Origin of the sequence: Vibrio sp. V15_P4S5T153, from assembly GCF_963874485.1 — a bacterium.
In the GTDB taxonomy this organism is placed as follows: Bacteria; Pseudomonadota; Gammaproteobacteria; order Enterobacterales; family Vibrionaceae; genus Vibrio; species Vibrio anguillarum.
Map to the genome: position 1 here is coordinate 258073 of NZ_CAWNHR010000019.1, position 25980 is coordinate 284052.

Annotated in this window: 21 protein-coding genes and 1 pseudogene; 16 read left to right on the forward strand and 6 right to left on the reverse strand. The window is 43.1% G+C overall.

The features are described 5' to 3' along the window. Positions 1–2 precede the first annotated feature (2 nt). From AACT42_RS19785 to AACT42_RS19855, 15 genes are all read left to right on the forward strand, one after another. Positions 3–404 carry a type II secretion system protein gene (locus AACT42_RS19785; protein WP_237666855.1) on the forward strand — a complete coding sequence of 134 codons (402 nt, stop codon included), beginning with the start codon at positions 3–5 and terminating at the stop codon, positions 402–404. Further along, the gene (locus AACT42_RS19790; RefSeq protein WP_231564169.1) at positions 391–1098 is read left to right on the forward strand and encodes a prepilin-type N-terminal cleavage/methylation domain-containing protein; all 708 of its coding nucleotides are present in this window, start codon (positions 391–393) and stop codon (positions 1096–1098) included. The genes AACT42_RS19785 and AACT42_RS19790 overlap by 14 nt, the downstream gene beginning before the upstream one ends. Continuing rightward, positions 1099–2046 (forward strand): hypothetical protein, encoded by a 948-nt coding sequence (locus AACT42_RS19795; RefSeq protein ID WP_094132181.1) that lies wholly within the window; start codon positions 1099–1101, stop codon positions 2044–2046. Between the two features lie 8 nt (positions 2047–2054). Continuing rightward, entirely contained in the window at positions 2055–3179 is a 1125-nt protein-coding gene (locus AACT42_RS19800; RefSeq protein ID WP_237666854.1) for a hypothetical protein, read from the forward strand. Then, positions 3167–3793 carry a hypothetical protein gene (locus tag AACT42_RS19805; protein WP_094132179.1) on the forward strand — a complete coding sequence of 209 codons (627 nt, stop codon included), beginning with the start codon at positions 3167–3169 and terminating at the stop codon, positions 3791–3793. The genes AACT42_RS19800 and AACT42_RS19805 overlap by 13 nt, the downstream gene beginning before the upstream one ends. Beyond that, positions 3790–4299 (forward strand): hypothetical protein, encoded by a 510-nt coding sequence (locus tag AACT42_RS19810; protein ID WP_047688553.1) that lies wholly within the window; start codon positions 3790–3792, stop codon positions 4297–4299. Before AACT42_RS19805 ends, AACT42_RS19810 begins: the two co-directional genes overlap by 4 nt. Then, positions 4299–6416, forward strand: coding sequence for a secretin N-terminal domain-containing protein (locus AACT42_RS19815; protein WP_094132178.1), 2118 nt, complete (start codon positions 4299–4301; stop codon positions 6414–6416). Before AACT42_RS19810 ends, AACT42_RS19815 begins: the two co-directional genes overlap by 1 nt. 530 nt (positions 6417–6946) lie before the next feature. After that, a complete protein-coding gene (locus AACT42_RS19820; RefSeq protein WP_094132177.1) occupies positions 6947–8851 on the forward strand; it encodes a VapA family S-layer protein in 1905 nt (634 codons plus the stop codon). Positions 8852–9037: 186 nt separating this feature from the next. Beyond that, on the forward strand, positions 9038–10384 hold the full coding sequence (locus AACT42_RS19825) for an ABC transporter ATP-binding protein (protein WP_231564172.1): 1347 nt from the start codon (positions 9038–9040) through the stop codon (positions 10382–10384). Next, entirely contained in the window at positions 10362–11138 is a 777-nt protein-coding gene (locus tag AACT42_RS19830) for a sulfotransferase family protein (protein ID WP_094132176.1), read from the forward strand. The genes AACT42_RS19825 and AACT42_RS19830 overlap by 23 nt, the downstream gene beginning before the upstream one ends. A gap of 23 nt (positions 11139–11161) precedes the next feature. Further along, positions 11162–14320, forward strand: a complete 3159-nt coding sequence (locus AACT42_RS19835; RefSeq protein ID WP_094132175.1) for a glycosyltransferase — start codon at positions 11162–11164, stop codon at positions 14318–14320. Positions 14321–14343: 23 nt separating this feature from the next. Then, on the forward strand, positions 14344–15363 hold the full coding sequence (locus AACT42_RS19840) for a glycosyltransferase family 2 protein (protein ID WP_094132174.1): 1020 nt from the start codon (positions 14344–14346) through the stop codon (positions 15361–15363). A gap of 17 nt (positions 15364–15380) precedes the next feature. Beyond that, positions 15381–15734, forward strand: a complete 354-nt coding sequence (locus tag AACT42_RS19845; RefSeq protein WP_047688560.1) for an EamA family transporter — start codon at positions 15381–15383, stop codon at positions 15732–15734. 12 nt (positions 15735–15746) lie between these two features. Next, positions 15747–16724, forward strand: a complete 978-nt coding sequence (locus tag AACT42_RS19850) for a glycosyltransferase family 2 protein (RefSeq protein WP_094132173.1) — start codon at positions 15747–15749, stop codon at positions 16722–16724. Continuing rightward, on the forward strand, positions 16717–18873 hold the full coding sequence (locus AACT42_RS19855; RefSeq protein ID WP_094132172.1) for a DUF7657 domain-containing protein: 2157 nt from the start codon (positions 16717–16719) through the stop codon (positions 18871–18873). The genes AACT42_RS19850 and AACT42_RS19855 overlap by 8 nt, the downstream gene beginning before the upstream one ends. Before the next feature lie 79 nt (positions 18874–18952). On the opposite strand, the gene cysN is transcribed toward AACT42_RS19855, so the two are convergent. From cysN to cysD, 3 genes are read right to left on the reverse strand one after another with little or no spacing between them, the layout of a single operon-like run. Beyond that, positions 18953–20365, reverse strand: a complete 1413-nt coding sequence (gene cysN / locus AACT42_RS19860) for a sulfate adenylyltransferase subunit CysN (protein WP_094132171.1) — start codon at positions 20363–20365, stop codon at positions 18953–18955. A gap of 23 nt (positions 20366–20388) precedes the next feature. Next, on the reverse strand, positions 20389–21021 hold the full coding sequence (gene cysC, locus AACT42_RS19865; RefSeq protein WP_094132170.1) for an adenylyl-sulfate kinase: 633 nt from the start codon (positions 21019–21021) through the stop codon (positions 20389–20391). Positions 21022–21033: 12 nt separating this feature from the next. Next, positions 21034–21948 (reverse strand): sulfate adenylyltransferase subunit CysD, encoded by a 915-nt coding sequence (gene cysD, locus AACT42_RS19870; RefSeq protein ID WP_094132169.1) that lies wholly within the window; start codon positions 21946–21948, stop codon positions 21034–21036. A 245-nt stretch (positions 21949–22193) separates the two neighbouring features. Between cysD and AACT42_RS19875 the strand changes: the two are divergent. After that, positions 22194–22393 (forward strand): annotated as a pseudogene (locus AACT42_RS19875) (IS630 family transposase); the annotation flags it as partial. Between the two features lie 295 nt (positions 22394–22688). Here AACT42_RS19875 and waaA read toward each other — a convergent pair. The 3 genes from waaA to waaF are packed head-to-tail and all read right to left on the reverse strand — an operon-like array spanning position 22689 to position 25839. Further along, complete coding sequence (waaA, locus tag AACT42_RS19880) at positions 22689–23975, reverse strand: lipid IV(A) 3-deoxy-D-manno-octulosonic acid transferase (protein WP_094132168.1); 1287 nt, start codon at positions 23973–23975, stop codon at positions 22689–22691. Position 23976: 1 nt separating this feature from the next. Further along, complete coding sequence (locus tag AACT42_RS19885) at positions 23977–24771, reverse strand: glycosyltransferase family 32 protein (RefSeq protein WP_094132167.1); 795 nt, start codon at positions 24769–24771, stop codon at positions 23977–23979. Positions 24772–24777: 6 nt separating this feature from the next. Then, positions 24778–25839, reverse strand: a complete 1062-nt coding sequence (gene waaF, locus AACT42_RS19890; protein ID WP_047688577.1) for a lipopolysaccharide heptosyltransferase II — start codon at positions 25837–25839, stop codon at positions 24778–24780. Positions 25840–25980 lie beyond the last annotated feature (141 nt).

The following is a 25980-nucleotide window of genomic DNA, read 5'->3' on the forward strand; positions in this document are numbered from 1 at the left end:
CGATGAGTAGAAGTCACTTTGGATTTACATTAATAGAAGTTCTTGTTGCCCTTGCTATTTTAGTGGCAGGTTTTTCAGTTATTTTCCAAATGTTTCAACAGTCAGGAATCACGGCTAACCGTATCAATCAAACGCAGCATCGAGTTGATGTGGAGCAGTCGATATTTATGTCTTTATCTCATATTAATCCATCTCAAGAGCAACAAGGGGTTGGTGTACAAGGACAGGTTACGTTTCAGTGGCAGGCGACTCCAATAAGCCCATTACTTAACGTACGCAGTGAAGATGGAACAAACCCAAATTATGTACAAATATACCAAATAAACATCCGCTACCAAGAAGTTAACAAAGAGAGCCAGTTTGAATTTGAACACATGGGATGGAAAAAAGGTGTCTCGCGCTAACAGGTTAATGCAAGGGTTTACTCTTATTGAAGTCCTTGTCGTACTGGTAGTTTTTTCTTCAGTTGTCTCATTGGTTTTGGTGGGGCTAGAGCAAGGTCGCCTGCAGTGGGATCGCGCAATGAAATCGTCAAACCAAAACTACCAACTATTTCAGAGAAAACAATGGTTACAACAGCTTTTTAGCCAAGCGAATGGCGCTACATTTCAGATTTCCTATGGTACAGAAGCGCCACATTTCTTAGGCACAGCCAATGACGTATCATTTATTAGTAATGCACCGATAATTTCTGGACCAGGCACATACGCGAGTGTCAGCCTTACACTAGAGAACCAAAGCAACGGATTGCGTCGATTAGTCTTTCGCCAGTGGCCGTATAGTGACCCTTACCTTAACATACCGCAACAAGCGATAGCCTCAAATACACTGACATTGCTAGAGGATATTCAAACATTCGAATGGCAATACTATTTAGCCCCGCGTCAAGAAGCAACCCCGTGGGAAATCAAATACAATACATTTGCGCCACGTCCAGAAGGACTATGGTATCAGGAATATGATGCTCGATTTGAGCAAAGCACACCACAAACTGTAAAATTACACTTTACTCGTCATAATAAGGAATACGTATGGCAGTTTTATTTACCGACCAAAATAGCGGCTTATAACCAAGAAACGCGACTCAGTGTATTTTAGATGAAAAATATTCATAGCCAGCAAGGCGTTATCTTGCCACTTACCCTAATTATTCTCGCCATCTTAACCGTCATGGCAAGTGTCGTCATGGTGAGAGATAGAAACAAACTTGCCGAGACAGAGCAGATGCGAGATCAATGGCAAGCAAGGCTAGAGATTCACAATGCAGAACAGCGAGTCATGTATGCAATGCTTGCCGGAGAGCAACAACCGGGGGCGTATCAGCTAGGCAATACACTGCTACTGACAGATGGAACCCCCGTTAAATTGTCTAATGATGTTTGGGTATCCATTCAAGACCAAGCAGGGCTATTAAGCTTACGCTTTATGGACAGAAAGTTACTAACCGAGCTATTTCGTCATTACTTAGGCCCAGGTTCTGATGTTAATACTACCCAAGCGATCATTGACTGGCAAACACCGGGTGGGGAAGTGCCGATTAATCAAACCATAATACCGAGAAAAGCCCTTTTTCGTAGCTTAGACGAACTTATGCTACTCCCTAGTATCACACCCGAAATATATAATGGACGCTGGAATATAGTCGACCAAGAAACTCAAACTACTGAGGTGGAAGCGTTAATCAACTTGCCAAAATTTGGCTTAAGAGATTTACTCACGCTCAGTGGGCAAGATCACCTAAACTACGCAGCAACACCAGATATTTTGTTGCAAATATTATATGGGTTTACCGCAGATGATATAGAGCGGCTAGATAGATTAAAAGCCAATGCAAATTGGCGTGCCGTTCAAAGCTCATTCCAATCATTAGGCATGACGTTTGGTGAAGGAAGCATGTCTCCCGGCGTTGATTACACAATTCGCTTTCAATATCAAGGTGTAAAAGCCAGAGGTGAATATGAGATATACGTCTACTCACTTCCGGTGCCTCGAATATCATGGTATTTTCCAGACCAATATCGTTATTTCACCCCAATACAACCATAGGCAATAAGTTGATACATAAATTACAAAGGCAATGGTACGTATGGCCAGCGCAAAGTCGCTTTGGGCCAACAACAGCCAAAAAGGCACGTCGTTGGGATAAAATCATTGGGCTAGTCCCCCAGTCGGCTTGTCTCTTTAAGGTATTTTATTACCAAACCGAGCTTATTCCACAAAATGAAATACGCCAGTGTATTGCCAATGAATTGGAACAACTGATTGACTGGCCCGAATATCAAAGCCACTTGTGGATCAACAAAATACAAGATCGTTGGCAAGTTGCGGTATGGTTTTGGGATAAAAGCAAAATTGCCTTTTCGCAACCCGTCACACATATCATTCCGGCAATGGCATGTGAGCTTGCCAAGGTAAACACAACATCAGGCATATTACTTTATAGCGAAGACAGTGAAGGAGAAAGTATCACGAGTCAATCTTGGGCGATTACGTGGCAAGCGGGTAAAGTGATAGACCAGTTGTACCCTATGTTATCCCCACTGCACCAGCGCACCGTAGCGCAACGAATTAACGAACAGCAGCACGTATTTGCTAACCAGCAAGAACATATTCTGCTGCAAGGTATATCGCTAAGTCAATCAAACCCTGCACCGCGTTCAGCGGTGATAGCAGAAGGCAAATGCAGTAATCAGTTTGACCTAGATAATCCGTGGCAATATTGGCGCACATTACTGGTATTATTGGTTGTATTGACCGCTTATATGGCAGTTGATGCTTCGCTGGTTTCCTTTAAACAAGGCCAAATAGAAGATCAAATAACCCAATTACAGCAAGCCACCTTTCAAATTCAGCGCCAACGTAGTAATGCACAAGACACGCGTCGAGTATTATCTGAAATTGAACAAGCAAAGCTTCGCCAGACCATGCCAGTACAGTTGCTTGAGCAAATGACAACACAATTGGCGAAAGATGTAGTAATAGAGCGTTTCACATATAAGTCTGATCGTGTCATTGTGCAAGGGACAATTCAAGATTCACTGGGGTTATTAGAAACCTTATCATCATTACAAGGGGTTAAAGTCGCACGCTTACTGGGTGAAGTGGTGCCAGTTAATGATGACAGACAAGAGTTTCGTGCCGAGTTAATCCTGCTAGAGGCTAATAAATGGAAAAGTTAACTCAGTTATTGCAAGAGTCTAATCTAAAAGATGAACTAGCAAGCCCAGTTGTGCAATGGGTTGGGTTCTTTTGTGTGTTCATCTTTATGTGGTGGTTAGTGATTAACCCATATACACAATGGCGTTCGCAGACCGTTGAACAGTTAGAGCAAAAAACACTGCAATTAGAAAAGCTGATTCAACTCGAAACCAGTAGTGACATCATCATACAGTCACTTACTCAGCTGAACTCAGCTTATAAATTGGCAGAACAACAGCTGATCAACGAGCGTACCAATAACCGCGCTATTTCAGTGCAGGTTAATGAGTTTGAAAAAATATATCGTCCCTTTGGTTTAAAATTCAGTGGGCGACGTTTTGGTGAACCGGCTATCTATCCGTGGCTAGGCGAAAAAGTAGAGTCTCAATGGCGGCTAGAAGGTACATCAGATGACATCCTTTATATGCTTTACGCTCTAGCGAATAACCGTACCATCATCGAGCCAACCTCGATTGAAATAAAACAAGGGCGCAGCACTCGTAACCAAACAGAGCCCAACTATGAGATCGCCATTGATCTTCGCAGCTATCGACAGTTACCTATGAAAGACCTAAAAATGAGATCGCAGCAGTGATAGGACAACCCAAAATTATTTTAGGAGCCGCGTGTCTTGCCTTTGTCAGCTTAGTCACCACTTACCTGCACCTAACGCCGGGAACACCCAGCGACAATTTAATTGCTGTAGCGGGTTATCAAAGCGTTGCAAGCAAGGCATTACCCACAGTTCCGAGCGGAAATATATTCAACGTTGATCGAGTCATTCGAAGCCAAGAAAAAGAGCCAGTTCCGGATGAACAAGCGAAGCAAACTAAAGCCCAAACCAAACAAGCAGACGATTTTGTAATGGTCAGCATTGTAACCCAAGGGAAACACACCTATGCCGTTTTTGTAGGTCATGATCAACGCATTGCACTTTCGCAAGGTGAGTTTAACCCATCTATTGGTCGATTAGACTCAATCATGGGAAATCGATCAACGACGACTGATCTAAGTGGGGCTGAAAAACAGTGGCAGCTATTCCCTGTCGGTGACGTTGCACCCCAAGAAGAGTTACCAAACCAAGAGGAAATAACCCCATAATGAACGGCCTATTTATGATGGAAAGACGACATCAGAAAGCCTTGATAGCATTAATACTCAGCAGCGTTATGGCTGGTTGTGCTAGCTTTGCTCCCCTTCCTCCTAACGTATATACCACACCGCCAGTAAACAGCGAGGAAAACTCAGTCACAGTCATTGGAGGGGATGAGCAAAAAATACCAGATCCGCAGCAAGGAAATGGCAAATTTGTCCAAGTGAATACCGCCATTCGCTCAGCACCGCTATTACATGCATCGCAAAGTGACAGCAATGCAGAACACTTACTTGGCTTACCTAAAGAACCAGTCAGCCTCAATGCAGACGGTCTACCGCTCAATCATTTCATTAACCTTGCTTTAGGTGATGTGCTTGGCGTGAATTATGTGGTTGACACCGATCTTGCAAAAACGCAAACACCCATCACCATGCGAGTCAACCAACCCGTAGAACCGATACGTCTTCTTGGCCTAGTCGAAGAAGTATTACAAGTCAATGGCGTTGCGCTGGCGTTAGAAGACAACCTAATCAAAGTCATTCCAGCGAGTAAAACCAATAACCAAACACCTAGCTTAATGAACCAAGCGATAAGGCCAGTATTACGTTATGGTAAAGTCGCGCGTCTTGTACCTATTTATTATTTATCCATTAATGAAGCCTCAACCATGGCAAACAGCCTATTGCGTGACGGCGGCGGCGGCACGGTATTAGTTCAAAACAACCTTAACTCATTAATGGTTGTTGCCAGACAAGACGATATTGAGCGGTTAGAGAAACTACTAGCGGAACTGGATGTTCCAGCGAAGTCATCAAACTATTTAAGCTTAGTTCAGCCAACCTACAGCACAGCGAAAGAATTAATGGCAGAATTAAAAACCGCATTAGATGCGGCCTCAATTCCAACCAGTGTTGGACGAGGCGTTCATGGTGTGGTGCTAACACCCATCAGCAATGAACAATTGTTGATTACCTCAAGTACTAAAGCTTGGTTAAATTATGCTAATGAGTGGATCAAGCGTTTAGACATACCCAAACCCGTTGAAGGCAACCAAGGGGTGTATGCATACTATATGAAAAACACCAAAGCCGCAGATGCTTGGCAAATGGTGGAAGCCATCTTTGGGGATGGTAAAAGTAAAGCGCAAGCCCCAAAACAAGGGCAAGATATTATTGCAGCAGCCCAACAAGAAACCAAATTGGCAGGTAACACGGGTTATCAGCCTCGCCCCTCTCAAGCTCCGCAATTGATGAGCGTTGTGGCGAAAGACTATCGTGTTGTAATAGACACCAAACGAAACGCGCTGATTTTTCAAGGTCAATATATCGACTACCAACGTTTAGTCGAATTACTCAAGTTTGTCGATCAACGGCCACGTCAAGTTCTATTGCAAGCAACGGTTGCCGAAGTGAAAGTTGAAGATGGTTTTAGCTTAGGCTCTGAATTTACAATCTCGAAAGGTGATGTAACCGGTGGTACAAAAGGGTTACTGGCCAGTGCTGGTAACCTGAACTTGGCAGGGGTGTTTGGTGATGTTACCGCAAACTTTACCGCCGCACTAGATAACGGTAAAGTACAAATTCTCTCTAGTCCACGTTTAATCGCGATGGATCAAGAACCGGCACGAATCAGTATCGGTGAGCAAATCCAAGTGAAAACGGGTGAAGTTTCTGGTGGTGGGGATGATTCAAAAGCCACCATTACCTACCAATATGTAGACGTGGGCATTACCTTAGATATCACCCCCACCATAAACCAAAATGGGTTAGTGGAATTATCCATTAGCCAAGAAGTCAGTTCGCAAGGCGTCACATCAGGTGACAGTATTCCAATCAATAAACGCTCATTACAAACACGTGTGCTAGCCGACAGCGGAGACACGGTATATATGGGCGGCTTAATTTCTAAAGATAATAATATTAGTGAGAAAAAAGTGCCTATTTTGGGTGACATTCCACTGATCGGCTACTTATTTAAATATAAAAAAGAAAGCCAAAACTCAACCGAACTGGTGCTGCTGATCACCCCTTATGTGATTAATAATAGGGATGAAGCTCAGTTCTATACCAAACAGTTCCAAACATTAACTGGTTGGGAACTAGCACAAAGCTTGCCATATTAATCCCGATAGCTAAACGATTGAGAGTGGTAGGTTAGAGGTAAGTTGCTACGGTCTAGCCTTTGCAAGTACGAGCTAAAAGCCCCGATAACGGGGCTTTATTTTATTCAGAACGTGCAATAAATAAAAAATAAGTTTGACAGGTTTGAATAAACAAAGGGGAAATCAGTCAATAAGCGCATTTTCAGTATAGAAAATAACCACATCTTGAATGTCCGGTGTTTTGCCTATTTTTTGTGAATAACATCACGCTTCAGGTAGCGATTAATGGTGGAAAAAACAGCCTTTGTCATATTTTGTTCATTGACAAATTCCGTATAAACGAACAGAATTATCGGTGCGCACTTCGGGGCGTGTTAGAGTAATCAGAGTTTTGTGGTTTTTACTTTTTATTTTTTGGTTTAGCGACTGCAAATATAAAGAAACAAAACTGGGTGCATTAATAAGCACCGAAGTTGATCAGAGCAATTAGCATTTACCGTCAGTGGTGTGTTAATTTATCAATATGGATCCAAATAAAGGATATAAATAACATGTTAAAGAAAACGCTTCTTGCTGCATCTATCGCAGCGCTAGCAGCTTCACCGGCTATGGCAGACGTAACCCTTTCTTACGGCGGTTTCACGACTCCATCAAACGTTATTACTACAACGACACTTGCTGCTGTTACTAAACAAGCAGTATTGAGCTTCTCTACTGCTGAAGACCAAATTGCAGCTGAGTTCGATGTAAACGGTGACCTAAAACAAAACGGTTTTATCACTATCGAGCTAACTGGCGATGCAACATTTAACGACAACGAAGTGCGTCAATGGCTAACAGGTGCTACTGCTACTTCTGCTGACATCCAAATTGATCTAGAGCTAGCAACTGCAACAGCGGTTAACGGTGTTGTTCAATCTGGTTCTACCGTTCCTGTACTTGACAACAACCTAGCTAAAGTATTCAAATTTATCGACGTTGCTGGCGCCCAAAAGCAAGTTGATTACGCAATCGACCTAAATGGTAAGCGTCTACGTCTTGCTCTGGCTCAAACTGTTGGTTCTGCTGATGATATGATTCAGCTAGCTACTGCTACTGCTACCGATGGTCAAGTAGACGCTGCTGCAATCACTGCTGGTCTAGCGGCTAACTCAGCTGCTTTAACTACCGCTGGTGTAGTTGGTGCAATTGATGGTGCTAATGAAACTGCTCCTGGTAACGGCGATGGTGTAGTGGGTTACTTGTTCGCTGATCAAAGCGGTACAGCAACGACTGATGCTCAAAAAGCGACTTACATTCGTAGCCTAGGTGCGACGGGTGTTACTTACCTAGAAGGCCTAGCTGGTTTTGCTACTGGTGACGTAACTGAAACTCTAGTTGGTGCTGGTACTGAAATTAACTTTGATTTCAAAAACGCGAACCAAATCTTTAACCTGAAATCTGGTTCAAACAACGACGTAGCCGTTAAAATTGGCGCACTGAAAAACGCATCTTACTCTGCTGATCCAGTTGCTTCTGGTAAAGTATTCCAGTTGGGTGATCTTTTCGAACTAGGCCTAACTAAGTCTGGCGAAGCGACTGCATTAGTATCAACTGGTTTCTTGAAAATCGATACTAATAAAGATGGCGTTGCAGATGACAACAACGTTGCTGCAACTGGTTTTGAGCTATTCAACCGTACCTCTAACCAAAACATTCAGCTAAACAAAGTGAACTTGACTCTGTCTGGTGACCTTTCTGCGTTCCGTGCGGACACTGCTGGTAACCTGCTACACAAAGATGGCACTGCAACTGGTTGGAAACTAAACGCAACTAAAACAGCAGCAACAGCGAAAGCGGGTGATGCCGTACTTCAAGGTAACATTGCTCTAGATGCAGCAGCTTCTTCTGTGAACGCAGCATTTGCAAACTTTGCTAAACTGTACGTTGAAGCAACCAATGAAATGCCTGTAGAAGCACAGAAAATCGCGGTAACTGCATCTATTGCAGGTGTTGACCAAGATACTTTCGAAGACTTCTCTGACTCTCTAGCTGACCTGTTTATTTTCACTCGTGACGGTCTGAAGTTTGATACTATCCTAACGGGTACTACTTCTTCTAACACTGTTCACATCCGTGACGTATCTGGCATCCTACCTGAAGTAGGCGGTAAGATTTTCGTGACTGTATGGGAATATGACTCACACGTTGAAGGTACTAACGGTCAACGCAACGTACTAGCTGAGCGTCAAGAGCTAGCAGTTAAACTGCCATCTAACGGTGCAGTAACGCTTTCTCCTGCAACTATCGCAGAACAACTAGGCATTGAAGTAGCACCATCTCGTCAAGCGCGTATGTTGTTTGAAGTAGAAACTAACGTGGGTGAAGTTGCTGTTAAGAAATCTGACGGCAAAGGTACTGACATCCAAGTTGGTTCTCAAGCTGCAGAAAAAGGTATTGTTGACTTCACTCTATAATTGAGTTGATGTTATCAATGTAAAAAGGAGCCTAACGGCTCCTTTTTTATCGATGGAATGTTGTAAAATTCACTATTCATTGCCCGTATACTATAGGTTAGTAGATTAATTTACTTACAACTGACAGCATCATTTTGCAAAGTTGCTCATTTTTGCTCATAATACTCTCCCTCTTATTTGCAACCCATGACGTTTATGGTTATCTCTGTTTCCCGGTTAAGCAAAAGCTTCTCTCTTGCAAGTCATCCTTGGCAAAAACTGCGTCAGGCACTTTGGCCTCGTGCAAGTGATTCGCGTTTTTATGCGCTTAAAAATATTAACTTTCAAGCCCAAAAAGGCGAAACAGTAGGGATTGTTGGCCATAATGGCAGTGGAAAATCAACCTTATTGCAGTTAATTTGTGGTGTGATGCAGCCTGATGAGGGGCAGGTACACATCCAAGGTCGAATTGCCGCCCTGTTAGAGCTAGGCTCTGGCTTTAACCCTGAATTTACGGGTAGGCAAAATGTCTATTTTAATGCGCAGTTGCTTGGGTTGAGTAAGCATCAGGTAACGGAACGTTTCGAGGATATTCTAGCGTTTGCTGATATCGGGTATTTTATTGATCAACCCGTAAAATGTTATTCCAGTGGCATGATGCTACGTTTGGCCTTTGCCGTGGTGATGCACATTGATCCGGATATTTTGATTGTCGATGAAGCATTAGCCGTGGGGGATGATGCCTTTCAGCGTAAGTGCCATGCAAAACTGCGCCAATTACAAGCTAGGGGGGCAACATTACTGTTTGTCTCTCACTCGGCGGGCCAAGTGATTGAACTGTGTGACCGCGCCATACTGCTCGATAAAGGTGAATTGTTGATGGAAGGCACCCCCAAGCAAGTGGTACAGCAATATCACAAGCTATTGCATATGCATGGGCCAGAGCGAGAAACTTACCGCCAGCAAATTAAACAAGGTTTGCGTGAACAAACCAAAACCGAGCCAAATCGATCGGCAATAGCTGTGAGTAAAGGGGCTTACGACCCGAATATTAAACCAGTGTCGACCATTTGGTATCAAAGCCAAGGCGCGGTAATCTATGAGCCACATATTGAAAATCTCGCTGGAGAAGCCGTCAACCTATTAACCGCTGGTGAAGAGTACGATTACGTTTACCAAGTGCACTTTGAACAAGAGGCGTTCGAAGTTGGCGGCGGTATGATGATTAAAACGGTCTCGGGGTTAGAAATTGCGGGTGCGACTACCACCCGAAATCATCAAATGCGTATTCCCTACGTCCTCGCTGGGCAGACATTAGAAATGCGTTTTCGCTTTGTTTGTCATTTACCTAACGGGGCTTATTTTTTAAACTGTGGCTGTTCAGCGTTGCTTGACGGTAAACGGCAATTTTTGCACCGAGGAGTCGATGCCGCGATGTTTACTGTTATTGAACAAAGCAGCCATGTGACGGGTGCGGTCGATTTAGTCAATAAGATTACCATTCAACCCGTCGCCGAAGAGATGAACCAGCATGAACAGTCATTATCGTCCTAATCTTTTTATTCTTGGTGGGCAAAAATGTGGTACTACCGCACTGGCGCATTTTCTAGCTCAGCACCCAGACATCTGCTTGGCAGATGGAAAAGAAGCGCACATTTTTGATCACCCCGATTTTTTAGATCACCACGGTCAAATGTGCATTAGCCATGAAGCACTCGATAAGGCCTACCAAGCCAAATTTGCTCATGAGATGGGTGAGCGCTATCGATGCGATGCCACCCCCATTTATTCTTATTGGCAGCCGATATTACCGGCTTTGGCACGCTATCAACCACAAGCAAAAGTGATTTTTATGCTGCGCGATCCGGTTGAGCGGGCTATGTCCCATTACACGATGGAGCGTAGCCGAGGGTTTGAAAATGCTTCTATGTTGCAGGCATTTTTGAGTGAAGCGCGGCGTTTAAAAAAGGCTCAACATAACTACCAGTGGAGCTCACCGTTAAGAACTCACTCGTACCTTGATCGCGGTGCGTTTAGTCGCCAATGGGCGAATATTAACCACTGGTTTAAACCAGAAAATATTTTACTGCTGCATAATGATCAGTTGCGCTATCAGCACCACGAGGCACTCGAGCAAGTATTCCAGTTTTTAAACCTTCAACCGGTCGATATCCCTGCTGAGTCGGTTTTTGCTGGGCAATATACCCCGTCGAGCTTGTCCCAGCGCTTGGCTAAGTTATACGCTCAAGCTAAGTTGTCCCAAGAGCAACGGTTTGTGCGTCAATTTACTCCTAAACTCCCTCGCTAATCAAAAAATGAGTATTGAGAACAATGTCGAAAAATAGTCAGCAACGGTCAGTCGCAACTAATCCAATCAAATCTGTAGTGGTGGTATTAGGGATGCACCGTAGTGGCACCAGCGCGTTAACTAAAGCATTGCAAGTGATGGGCGTATCACTGAGCGAGAACCTGATGCCGGAGGGGGAGTTTAATCCGAAAGGCCACTGGGAAGATATGGACGTCGTTAGTATTAATGACAAGTTGTTAGCTCATTATGGCCATGTTTGGTTTAGTGCGACTCAGCCGCAGATCAGTCTTGATGATGACTACGTACAGTTATTATTAGAGGAAGCGGTTGCGATGGTGAACCAGCGCGTGCAGCAGTTTCCACTTTGGGGGTTTAAAGACCCAAGAACGTCTCGTTTACTATGTTTTTGGCTTGAAGTGTTGCAGCGCGCCAATGTCGTGCCTAAATTTGTTTATGCCCTGCGCAATCCATTAGATATTGTTCGCTCGTTGGCGAGGCGCGATGGTCTAACTCATCGGCAAGGTTATCTACTGTGGTGGTGGCATACTTTGCCAAACCTGAGTTTATTGCGTTCTCAACCTGTCGCTTGGGTGAGTTTTAACCAGCTTTTGACTCAGCCTCAACAGGTGATTACTCAGTTACAGCAGCACTTATCTTTGGCTTCATTGCCTGAAGAGGACGTGGCGACATTTTGCGATTCTTTTATTGAGCCAAGTTTGAGCCATAGTTGTGCTCAATTAAGTGATCTTTACCAAGACGAGCAACATTTTGAGCCAGTGCTGACACTTTATTCGGTGTTAGAAAAACTTAGCCGTGATGAATTAACGCTTGAACAATGGCTTGATGATGGTGGTGCGGTGCAGTTGCAAGAAGCATTTCAACCCGTATTTATGACACAGTGGGCTTTATTAGCGGAACAATTAAACCAATCAGCCCTTAAAAACCATGCTTTGCTGTACCATGCCAATATCCGCAATCAACAATTAGTGGATGATTCGCGTAACAAACAAGCGGAGCTGCAGAATGCGATTAAAACGCTGCAGCAAGAACTGATAGATAAAGATCAAGAATTGGTGGTATTAAACGGTAAGTTGATTGAAACCAGTAATGCTTGTCTGACTCAGCAAAAGGCGCAAGAGCAGCTAGAACTGATAGCCAAAGAGGCTCAAGCTAAGTTATTAAAAGAGCTTCAAGAACGTGAGCAACACACACAGGCTTTGTTGGGCGCGATTACTGAAATTCATCATTCCACTTCATGGAAAATCACGGCCCCTATCCGAGCCATTCGCCCGATACTATCCATGCCATTGCGGATCGTAACACGAGGAGTGGGTTTTGTTCGTTATCACGGTGGGCTAAAAAATACTTGTCGTAAAGCTTACCGAGTCTATCAACGGGACGGGTTATCAGCGCTACTGCTTCGCGGTCAGTACCAAGTGATACAAGCGGTTGAGCAAACCGGTGAACCTTTGATCAACTATGGTCAATGGTTGGAAAAATATGGCCAATTATCAGTGGAGCAAACTCAAATGGTGTCGGCTCGAATTGCCAGCCTTAGTGAGCGACCTAAAATTTCAGTTTTGATGCCGGTGTATAATCCGCCTCTTGATTATTTATGCGAAGCGATTGAGTCAGTCCAAGCTCAGCTTTATCCTGAGTGGGAACTGTGCATTGCTGATGATGCGTCTCCCAATCAAGCTGTTCGCGATCTACTGCGGGAGTACGCCCAACAAGATAGCCGCATACGGGTCGTGGAGCGTGAGCAAAATGGGCATATTTCCCTCGCAACTAACAGCGCATTAGCGCTGGCAAGCGGTGATTTTATCGCTTTAATGGATCATGATGATACATTAGCCAATGATGCGCTGTATTGGGTTGCTGAAGCCATTATTGCTAACCCGCAAGCGGTGCTGATTTACAGCGATGAAGATAAGCTCAGCTCTGATGGCCAGACTCGTTATGATCCTAACTTTAAGCCGCACTGGAACCCAGAGCTGTTGCGCAGTCAAAATTGCATTTCCCATCTTGGGGTGTATAAAACGGATTTGGCCAAAGCATTGGGGGGATTTAGAATCGGCTTTGAAGGCGCGCAAGATTGGGATTTTGCACTACGTTATAGTGAAACCTTATCACCCGATCAGGTTGTCCATATCCCGCGTATTCTTTATCACTGGCGCGCAATTGAAGGCAGTACTGCGATTGATGGTGATGAAAAACCTTATGCACTCACTGCGGGTTTACAGGCGGTGCAAGAGCATTGTGACCGAATACATATTCAGGCACAGGTGGTTGAGCACCCAGAGCGCCACTATGCGCGTGTCAAATACGCCATCCCAACCCCTCAGCCTATGGTCAGTATGATTATCCCAACTCGTAACGGTTTGGATGTGCTTTCGGTGTGTATCGATTCCATATTGGCAAAAACCACCTACTCAAACTATGAGATCATTATTGTTGATAATGGCTCCGATTGCGCTGATACCTTAGCCTACTTAGATAAGCTACAACAAGAAAACGATAATATAGTGCTACTGCATGACGACAGCCCATTCAATTACTCGGCATTGAATAATAAAGCAGCCGCGATTGCGAAAGGTGAAATACTGGCGCTGGTGAATAATGATGTAGAAGTGATCACGCCAGATTGGTTAGCGGAAATGGTCGGCCATGCGATTCAACCCCAAAATGGTGCGGTGGGGGCGCGTTTATGGTATCCGGATGATACCTTGCAGCATGGCGGGGTGATTTTAGTTGGTGGTGTTGCTGGTCATGCGCATAAGCACTTACCTAAAGGTATGCCGGGATACGCTTGTCGAGCGATAGTCGCTCAAAATTATTCTGCGGTAACCGCCGCTTGTTTAGTGGTACGTAAAGCGGTATTTGAGCTGGTGGGCGGCTTAAATGAAACCGACCTCACGGTGGCGTTTAATGATATTGATTTCTGTTTGAAAGTCCAAGAGGCGGGCTATTTTAATGTCTGGACGCCTTACGCAGAGCTGTATCACTATGAGTCAAAAACGCGTGGTTTTGAAGATACACCAGAGAAGGAGGCCCGTTTTGCCAAAGAAGTGGCTTATATGCGCAACCGTTGGGGCCATCGGTTAGATGCCGACCCGTGTTATAACCCGAACTTAACCATGGCCAGAGAAGATTTTTCACTGGCGGATGCTCGGCGTGTTTAAACCTGCATGGTGAGTCAGTGATTATGGCAGTAGAGAGCACTTGGTTAGAACCTCAGGCTCGAGCAGGACAGCCTACTTTGATGGCGGGGGTGGTGGATATAGTTGTCGCCAGCTATCAAGGGCAGCATTATATCCGGCAGCAATTAACCAGTATTCAACAAAATATTGGTTATTTAACGCTGGTGAATAAGGTTTATATTGTTGATGATGGCTCAACCGATGAGACAGAGTTACAGGTTAAGGCATTAGCCGCTAACGATGATAAGCTGATTTGGGTTGCTGCTGAACAAGCGAATTTGGGGCCGGCCGGTAATTTTCAACGCGGGATGCGTTTAACCACAGCTCCACTGATTATGCTTTGCGATCAAGACGACGTTTGGTTTGAAGACAAGATCGTGCTGAGTGTACAAGAGATGCAGCCTTTTATTGACGATCAATGCCCTGTATTGGCTTTTGCTGATTTACATGTGGTGGATCACGATCTTACTCTGCTGTGTGACTCTTATTTTACGCATAAGAAGATCACTAAATCGTGGCATCAGCAGTTTGGTCATTTATTGCAGCAAAATACTGTTTCTGGCTGTACCACGATTTTTAATCGCGCTTTATTAAATCTCGCTTTACCGATACCAGAGCAAGCGTATATGCATGATTGGTGGTTAGCGCTGGTGGCGAAAAGTTGTGGAGAATTGCGGTTTATTGATCGCCCGTTATTGGCTTATCGACAACATGCATCCAATACAATAGGAGCCAAGTCGCGTAGTTTGTGGCAGCGTATACAGCAGCGGCGTGGTTTTGTGCAAAGTGTCCAGTCTGTTATTCTACAAGCGAAGGCGTTTCAAAGTTTTTATCTCGATTATCCGTATGGTCGTCTATCTGGCGAAGCGCTTGAGCTATTGGAACTTGTGGCTAACCTAGAGTCATTGACTTTAATTCAGCGGCTATCGGTGTTATACCAAGGCAAAATTACGCGTAGCCATCGAATAGCAAGAAGTGCTTTACTGTGGGCTGTGTTGTGTAAGATACCTTACCGATCTAAATAATTTTTTGAGTGAATGCAATGACAATATTTAACGTGGCGCTTATTTTAATTTGTGTGCTTGGCATATCCATCGGCCAAATACTATTTAAATTGGCGTCACCGTTCTTTCCAACAGCCTTGACTTGGTCATCACTTATCGGTTTTGTTTTTAATAAATATCTATTTTCTGCGTTAATTATTTATGGTTTAGCGACTATTTTGTGGGTCTATGCCTTGCGCTTAGTGCCGTTATCCATTGCTTATCCTTTTATGGCATTAGCCTTTATTATTGTTCCAGTGCTGGGGATGATCTTTTTGAATGAGCCCTTTCATTGGCGTATGTTGGTGGGGGCCGGACTGATCATTATGGGCCTAATTGTTATTGTTCGCTGAGTATTTTATAAAATGAAGATTGCCGTAGCTATTCCTTGCTTTAAGGTAAAAAAACATATTCTTTCTGTGATTGAACAGATAGGCCAAGACGTTGATCGTATTTATGTGGTCGATGATTGTTGCCCAGAAAAAACCGGTGATTTCGTGGCTAAGCAATGTTTGGATTCGCGAGTCAATGTGTTATTTCATACTGAAAATCAAGGCGTTGGCGGAGCAATGATCACAGCGTATAAGCAAGCTTTAGCAGATGATGACATTGATGTGGTGGTAAAAATCGATGGTGATGGGCAAATGGATCCCTCATTACTGCCGTACTTTATTGAGCCGATTCAGCGAGGCGAAGCGGATTATACCAAAGGGTCGCGTTTTTTTACCTTGGAGTCGTTAGAGTCGATGCCTCCTATGCGTAAATTTGGTAATGCAGCTCTTTCCTTTGTGAATAAAATGTCGAGCGGATACTGGACAGTAATGGATCCGACCAATGGATATACGGCGATTCATTGTCAGGCGCTGCGTTTGCTTCCTTTAGATAAACTGAGTAAGCGCTATTTTTTTGAAAGTGATATGTTGTTTCGACTAGGAACGCTTCGTGCCGTGGTGCAAGATATTCCAATGGATGCGATTTATGCCGATGAAGTGAGTAACCTTTCCATTAAGAAAGTGTTGCTTGACTTTCCTCCTTTATATATCAAAGCGTTTTTCAAGCGGGTTTTTTATAACTATTTTTTGCGGGATTTTAATGGCGCTAGCCTAAAGCTAGTTGTTGGTTTATTGATGATGCTGATCGGCTCATTTTGGGGAGGCATACATTGGCTCAACTCAATTTTAAGCGGTGATGAAGCGAGTACAGGTACGGTAATGTTGGCGGTTTTGCCTATTATTCTTGGTTTTCAGTTATTACTTAGTGCGATTGATTACGATATGTCCCATACCCCGAAAAGACCATTACAGCGTTGGTTTTCTAGTTCTAGGAGGCCGCCTCGTGATTGATAAGCCAAGGGTTATACGGCTCGATAAGTTTGATTTTTTTTGTTTGTTATTGCTTATTCCAATTACGCTATTTGCTTTAACTCCTTCGTCTTATGGTGCGGCGCTCAGTTTATTTGGTTTTGAAGGGGAGGGGTTACTATTTGGAAAACCAAGGATGATTCGTACTGATGAATGGGCAGTGTGGACGCCTTATATTCAGATGGCGGTTTTAAATGGTTTTGAGCGTTTCAATGAGTTATCTACTTACCATCATGATTTAAGAGGGTTTAATGCCGTTCCGTTAGCGGATTGGGCTTTAATTTTTAAACCCTTGATGTGGTCTTTTTGGATATTTGAACCTGCCCGTGCTTTTGCATTGCATCATGGGTTAGTGATTGTACTGTTTCTGATGGGATGGAAACGGTTATTTGCAAAGATTTACTATGATATTGCTCCATCTAGCGAAAAAGCACTTTTGTTTTCAGCGCTAATGAGTGTGCTGGTGTTTTTTACTGGTTTTGTTCAGTTTTGGTGGACAACATTGGGGCCTCTGTTAGCGATCACGCCGTGGTTTTTAAGTTTATTGCTTAATTGGGAGCATTCCGTTACCCATTATTTAAAGTTATTCTATATCTCGACCGTTTGGTTGTTATCACATACTTATCCACCGATTATTATTGCTGTGACCTATTTCGGTATTGCGCTGCTTTGTATCCATCGTTGGCAGTGGTGGAAAAGCTCGCTCAGCCAGTTGGCAATGACAGCCCTTTCTTGTATAGCGAGTATCGCGGTTATGATCTTTTATTATCATGAGATTATTATCGTCATGATGAATACCGTGTATCCTGGTCAACGTGTGTCTCAAGGTGGAGAAAGTCTATTTATTTTTTGGTTGTCGAACTTATTTCCTTATATTAATCATTCTGGCTACCATAATCTTATTTTACTTAATATCTGTGAAGTCGGATCGTTGGGGTCTGTGTTAGCATTGGGGACTGGTTGTTTTGTTCGCCCGAATTGGAAGAATATCATGACGCGACGAGCGTTGATATTTATGGGAGGAGTATTATTACTCGCAACTCTTTGGATGTTACTGCCTTTCCCTTCTTGGTTAGCGAAGCTATTGCTGCTCGATAAAATTCCCGGGAGCAGAATGATATTTATATCAGGATTAGCGATTATTTATTTGTCATTTGTGATTGTCATTACTGGTACGATCTCTTTTTCCAAGCCTCGGTTGTTCATATTCTCAGCTCTTATTCTTGTTGGGTATTTTATTCCAAGTTTTTTAGGTAATGTGGCGTGGTTTTCTAAAAGAGCTCCAGAATTTATTCTTATTCTACTGATTATTTTTGTTTATGTTGTTCAATCTTGTATTGAGTTTAAGTCAAGTAGTAAAAAACTGATGCTGTTATTGCTGGCGGTGATACCCAATATCATTGTTTATGGTCGATTTAACCCAATTCAACAGGCTTTTCCGATTTTTGATTTACACCAGCGATCAGTCGTCAATGAGCTAAAATTAACCGCTAACTCAACGGCTCCTCATTGGGTGGTCACGGATCAATATCGAGGGGCTTTACTTTCTGGATTAGGGGTTAATTCTTTTTCGACGGTATTGATACAGCCTAAATTAACTTTATTCAAGCAAATGTATCCTAACCTCTCTACTGATACATTTAATTATATTTTTAATCGATATGCCCATATTTTTGTGTCCGACGAAATTTTAGTACCTGAAACACCTTTTGCAGACCAGATTCATATTCCTATTTGGGATGTTAAAGAGGTAAAAGTAGATACAATATACCAAGAAAATAGAGAGCACTTTCAAGCGCGATCACTGCGCGGTTTTGTTGATTCTGTTGAGCTTAAAAATGATTTTATTGTCATTCGAGGTTGGGGGGATTTTCATCATGGTTATCTTGCTGGCAACTTTAAAAATGAAGATATTATCTACGCTAAAATACAAAAGAGACCTGATGTCGCCAAGGCTTTGGGTGACAGTGACATGATAAATTCTGGATTTAAGTTTATGGTTAAACGCACGTCTTATACGATGGAGCAGCTTAAAGAATCTGGCGTTTGTCTTTTCTCTGTGCCTAGTACTGGTGTAATAAATTTGCTTGCAACATTACATTTACCTGAGAAGCTGCATTGTAGAATGTAGCAGCAACACATAAGTATAAAACCAGCCCGTATTCTGGGCTGGTTTTCTTTAAGTATATCGAACTTAAAGTGAGTATTTTTTATATCGTTTTACATCCCCATTCAGGGTAATGGGTGCGAATGAATTCATTCAGTGCTTTATCATTTTTGCTGTAGCTGCGTTGTGTTTTGGCTAAATCTTGTGCTAAAGCACAGCTAACCATACCTGCCGCTACCGTCAAATTCGAGAAACGATCAATGACAATAAATGAGCCTGTTTTCGGTAATTCTGTATAAGAGTCAATCACAATGGGCTCTAAAAGTTCGATGCTGACTTTTGCTATCTCATTTAATTTAAGTGTTTTCTTTTCTTTTTTGCTGTGTTCTAAGCTATTTATGTCTATTTTGTAATCAATTTTGGCGAAATACCCAGAGAGAGTGTTATTGGAAAATTTAAATAGATATTCTTTTTCTAATGCGAGTGGTTGTTCATTCATCCATACGAGTTGAGCCGATATTGACCGTCCCATAGCCGGAACTGTAGTCGATGAAACCAGCATATCACCACGAGATATATCAATTTCTTGATCAATTCGAAGGGTAATCGCTTGTCCTGATTTGGCCGAATGAAGTTCCCCATCATAGGTATAAATCGAACAAACCTTCCCTTGTTTACCTGAAGGTAGTGCTGTGATTGTATCACCGAGATTAATTTCACCTGATGCTACGGTGCCACAGAAGCCACGAAAATTAGCGTTCGGACGGTTGACGTATTGAACTGGAAAACGAAATTCGGTGATTTGACGATGCTGATCGATTTTAACGGTTTCCAGTAATTTCATTAGCGGGGAGCCTGGATACCAATCCATATGCGTACTTAAAGTGACGACATTATCCCCGTGTAAGGCAGAAATAGGAACAAAGTGAACGTCTTCAAAGCCAAATATGCTGGCCAGCTGTCGATAGTCGGCTTTGATATCACGATAAATATCTTGTCGATAGTTAACGAGATCCATTTTATTAACTGCGACGATGATATGCTTTATTCCTAGTAGGCTACATATAAAGCTGTGTCTGCGTGTCTGGGTTTTGATCCCCTCCCGAGCATCGACCATGACGATGGCTAAATCACAGGTGGATGCTCCTGTGACCATGTTACGCGTATATTGTTCATGCCCTGGTGTATCTGCAATGATGAATTTACGTTTTTCGGTTGAAAAGTAGCGGTACGCGACATCAATGGTGATGCCTTGTTCACGTTCTGATTGTAAGCCATCGACTAATAATGCCAGATCGAATGCTTGATCTGTGGTATTGAATTTTTTTGAATCATTCATAATTGCCGACATTTGGTCATCGTAAATCAGTTGACTATCAAACAATAGACGACCAATTAAAGTCGATTTACCATCATCGACGCTACCGCAGGTTAAAAAACGCAGTAGATCTTTACTTTCGTGAACTTGTAAATAGGCTTCAATGTCGTTAGCTATCAGCGCTGAAGAGTGAGACATGGGTTTAGTTCCTGAGGCTGTGATTATTGGCTAAGGGCGTGGCACGCGGTTAGATAGTTTAGGCTGATCAATTGGTCAATCACGTATTGGCTACTTTGTGCTAAATCGCGCTGACTGGTATCGATGACGATGTCAGGGTTTAGCGGCGGCTGATAAGCCGCGTCAATACCGGTAAAGTGACGAATTTCACCTATACGAGCTTTTTTGTACAGCCCTTTGGGGTCACGCTGTTCACAGATCGCGAGTGGGGTGTTGACATACACCTCAATAAATTGACCAATGCTAAATAACTCGCGCACCGTTTGTCGCTCGGCTTGAAAGGGTGAGATAAAAGCACTCAGTACGATTGTGCCTGAATCGACAAACAATTTGCACACTTCACCCACTCGGCGCAGGTTTTCAGCGCGGTCTGCTTCACTAAAGCCTAAGTCACGATTTAAGCCATGTCTTAAGTTATCTCCGTCTAGCAAATAAGTATGTTTGCCCAATTGAAATAAGTGATGCTCAACGGCATTGGCTAAGGTCGATTTTCCGGAACCACTGAGGCCAGTAAACCACAGCACGAAAGGCGATTGATCTTTTAAGGTTTGTCGTTGCAGAGGCGTAATACTACTTGGATGCCAGACGATATCTCGCTGATTAATGCTGTCGGTCATATTGTCCACCTGTTAAAAATAGCCTTCACGTTTTTTCTTTTCCATTGAGCCTGCGCTGTCACTATCTATCGCACGCCCTTGACGCTCAGAGGTGGTGGTTAATAACATTTCTTGGATGATTTCTGGCAAAGTGGTCGCGGTAGACTCTATCGCTCCGGTCAATGGGTAGCAGCCAAGGGTTCGAAATCGGACTGATTTTTCGAGCACAACTTCATCTTTTTTCAGTGGCATGCGATCATCATCGACCATAATTAACATGCCATCCCGCTCAACAACCGGCCGAGGTTTGGCAAAATACAGGCTGGGGATTTCAATTTTTTCTAAGTAGATATATTGCCAAATATCTAATTCAGTCCAATTGGATAATGGAAAGACGCGAATACTTTCACCAGGATTAATCCTACTATTGTATAGATTCCAGAGTTCAGGACGCTGATTTTTGGGATCCCACCGATGGTTTTTATCACGAAATGAAAATACCCTCTCTTTTGCGCGTGATTTTTCTTCATCGCGTCTCGCGCCACCAAAAGCCGCATCGAATCGATATTTATCTAATGCTTGTTTTAAAGCTTGAGTTTTCATTATGTCTGTATGCTTTGCACTACCATGAATAAATGGATTGATTCCCATTGCTAGCCCGTCAGGATTCTGGTGTACGAGTAAAGACATGCCGACTTTCTTCGCCATTTGATCACGGAAACGGATCATTTCTTGAAATTTCCATATGGTATCAATATGCATTAATGGGAACGGAGGGGTTCCCGGTGCAAAGGCTTTTTGTGCTAAGCGTAGCATTACAGAGGAGTCTTTACCTACTGAGTAGAGCATAACTGGGTTATCAAACTCGGCTACAACCTCACGAAATATATGGATTGATTCCGCTTCAAGTTGCTGTAAGTGAGTTAAGCGTTCGGGAGAGAGTTTCATTCACGAATCCTGATTATTATTGTAGATGTCGCGCTTGCATGGTAATACATTGCTTAAGGAGTGTAAAATGGTCGTATGTTGTTGAAGGGTGTGTTTAATGCAGATGAATGAGAGAGTATTTTTCGATGTTAAGTTTCAATCGCATAGGCCATGTTCGATTACTAGTTACCCTCATTATTGATGAGTGGTATACAGTTCATATGCGTGATCATTGAAGATGCTTGATTTTCGATAAAATCAGGATGATGCTACGCGCTATTAAAACTACACTGACTCCTAAACAAAAGCAACAACTCGAACAAGTGCACGGTTCCACTGGATCGTATTAAAGCGTTTTTACTCGCTTCTGGAAGGTTGAAATCAGAGCATGATTTCTCAAGCACTTCGTGTCCATGAGTCAGCGGTCGCTCGTCGTCTCACTGATTATATTCTATCTGAGGCGTTGTTGCTTAAAATAATTTTTCACTATCCGGTATGATTAACAAGAGAATTTTGGCTCTTCATAGGTTGAGTTTACCTTCTCATAGGACGAGCAAGTAGTCGATAGATTCTAAATCTAAGTGCCGAAAGTGTTCAGTTATGCTCTTAGGTAACAACGTCCAATGAATAGCGAAAGCGCTGTTAGATTCTTTTGTAAACTCAAGCAAGGTGTTTACCGCTGCTATTAACCATTTTCCGATGTAACGTTATCCGAACTCCAGGCTCACTTGTATCCAGAATTACGGACAATTTTCTGATGTTTAAACCTGTCTCTTTAAATTGATTAGGTATAAATATTCAAGTGTTTTGGCAAGAGCGCCACGGTTTTGTTCTACGATTTGATAACCCTGCTTGCCGCGATGAATACGCTGTTTGTTATCAGTGAACCATTCACAAAGCATTTGTGCAATTTGCTCTGCATCTTGTGTGATCACACAAGCATCGGCTTGATTGAGGGCTTGAGTGATTTCACTGAAGTTGTAATAGCTTGGGCCGGTCAACATGGGTAAACCAAGCGCAGCTGGCTCGAGTAAATTATGCCCACCGACTTTGTCACCCGCTAAGCTTCCGCCCATAAAGCAAATGTCAGCAGATCCCGTGAGTACTAGCATCTCCCCCATAGTATCAGCTAGATAGACCTGTACTTCTGGATCGAGTTTATTCTCTGTTTGAGTTCGCCGCACACTCATAAATTGTGTTTTACATAACTCAAAAACAGCATTAAATCGCTCAGGGTGACGCGGGACAAGCATAAGCAGTGCGCTAGGGTGTGCTTTAAGTACTTTTGCATGAGCGGCTAACACTTGTTCATCTTCACCTTGGTGAGTACTGGCGGCAATCCAAACGGGGCGCTCTTTCCCTAGATGAGATCTTAACTGCTGGGCTTTTTGTATGGTTTGTTTATCGATATTGATATCAAACTTCATCGAACCGGTGACTGTCACTTTGTCAGCAGGTAATCCGAGTCGAATGAAGCGCTGCGCATCATCTGGGTACTGACAAAGTACATGGGTTAAGTGAGAGGCTAACAAGTTAAATATCGGTTGAAATTTAGCGTAGCGTTGGCATGAACGCTCAGATAAGCGAGCATTAATAACAGTGATAGGAATGCCCGCTTTTGCAACAGTATGCAGCGTGTTCGGCCAAAGTTCAGTTTCCATGATCAGCATTTGGCTTGGTTTTATCCGCTTGATGAAAGCGTGTACGGCAAAAGAGAAGTCAAATGGCATATAGCGATGTTCGGCAATGCCTTGTAATTTAGCCGCTTGCTCAGCGCCCGTAGCCGTTGTTGTTGTAATGACAATCGGCTGATCAGGATATTGTGATTTGAGTTTTTTTATCAGTGGAGAAACGGCAAGCGTTTCTCCAACGGATACCGCGTGGATCCAAATAGGGGATTGATTAGTTTTAAGCGGTGGCGTGAAGCCAAAATGCTCTTTCCAGCGAGCACCAACACACGGCTTGCCCGGCCGCTTTTTGTACAAGCTCCACATTAAAAAAGGAGAAGCTACACAGAGCAGTAAGGTATAGAGAGCTCGAATCACCACTCTACGGTTCCTTTTTCTTTACCAAATCATCCGGATTAATGTGAGTCCACTTCGAACGAGGGCGATCTATATATTGAAAATGTTCATTGGTAAAACTACCTTGAATACAAACGTATTTTCTATCTTTTGTGCAAAGATCTTCTCTGCCTTTTAGTAATTCATCAAATACGCCAGGCCCGGTTGAATAATAAACGCCCATTTTAGGGTCGTAGTTCTCAATGTTATGCAGTACTTTTTCAATCGCTTGGCTGAGGTCGTTATTATTAGGTGCTGAGGCGATAAAGTAGTTGGTAAAACGGGTATTGTTGTCAATCTTTATGTAAACCGCTTGTTGTTCATCGCCAATCAGTTTATCGAGAGACCATACCAAAGTTGCATCAATGTCCATATAGACGCCCCCTTCGTTATTGAGTACGACCAAACGCCATAAATCGGCTTGAGCAGCGCCGTTGGTTAGCCGCATGTAAGCATCATAGATTTCAGTTGATGCGTGGGTTTGTAAATACTCACTACGGGCTTCGGTACTCACATAGCGATAGTCACAATTGAGCGACATTAATCGATTAAATAAGTAGTTAATATAAACGGGTAGAGAGGCTTGATCGGTAAAGTTGGTTTGCCAAATTGTACGTGGGATAGCGCTGCGATTAGAGCGTGCCAATTTTGCTGGTGAATAGGCAGGAATGGTAAAACGCAATTTTGGAAACACCCAATGAAATGGGTAAGCGAGTATTTTAAAAATATTCCCGGTCAAGCGGATTAATCGGTTGGCGATTAATTTAGCGATATTGTTCATAAATGTTTATATCTCATTAGCAAGTGACGGCTTAGTGTCGTGCACGATAAATGGGTGCAGAGCTTCAATTACACGAGAAGGCAATAAGGCATTTAGGCAATCCATGTGGCCAAGTGGACATTCTCGTTTAAAACACGGGCGACATGTTATATCTGTATGCACGATGGACAGTTTATCAGTTAGTGGCGGTGTATATCGAGGTGAACTGGAACCATAAATTGCCACAACATTACACCCAACGGCGGCTGATACATGCATCAGCCCAGAATCGTTGCAGACGACAGTATGGCAAGCTGCAAGCAAATCAACTGCCTCAATTAAGGATGTCTCACCGGCTAGATCAAAGCACGAATTTTGTAATTCCTTCGGAAGCGCATTGCGGATAACGCTTGTCACCACTTTATCTTTGGCTGAACCGAATAACCAAATTTGCTGGCCTTTTTCAATCAAAGCTTTCGCAACTTCAGCATAGTATTTATCTGGCCATCTTTTAGCCGGGCCAAATTCTGCTCCTGGGCAGAGACCGATAATCGGTTTTAGGGTCGATAAGCCTAATCTTGACATTGCATACTGTTGAGCTTTGCTATCGATTAATAGAGAAGGGCGAGGGCAGGTTTCTAGCTGAACTTCACTAAGCATGCTTTCCTTAGAATAAGCAAGAGCAACATAACGCTCCACCATAAACTGAAAAACTTTACGATCTGGGCGAAGATCGTTGAGTAAACCATAACGAAATTCACCTTTCCAGCCCGTACGAGATGGAATGCCAGCAAACAGAGGAATTAAAGCTGATTTGGCTGAATTAGGTAAAACATAAGCGTGAGTATATTGATTGCGTTTTAGTTCTTGGGCGAGAGCCCATCGACCTACAAGATTAAAAGCGCCATGTCCAATCGACATTTCAATGGCGCAATTCACTTCTGGCATGCGATCCAAAATCGGTTTGCACCAAGCGGGGGCGAGAACATCAATCGTCGCAGCGGGGTAGTTTTGCTTCAATGTTGTATAAAAGCTTTGCGACATGACCATGTCGCCTATCCATGAAGGTCCGACAATTAGTAACTTCATTTTTCACCGTAATTCTTATTTTGTGGTCATTCTAACATAGGTTTCGTACGATAAAACTCAATTAAAACTCAATTTTTGCTCAAAAATGCATTCAAATGATAGGCAAGATATGCTCTAATCATGCTTCATTATGAGGATAGA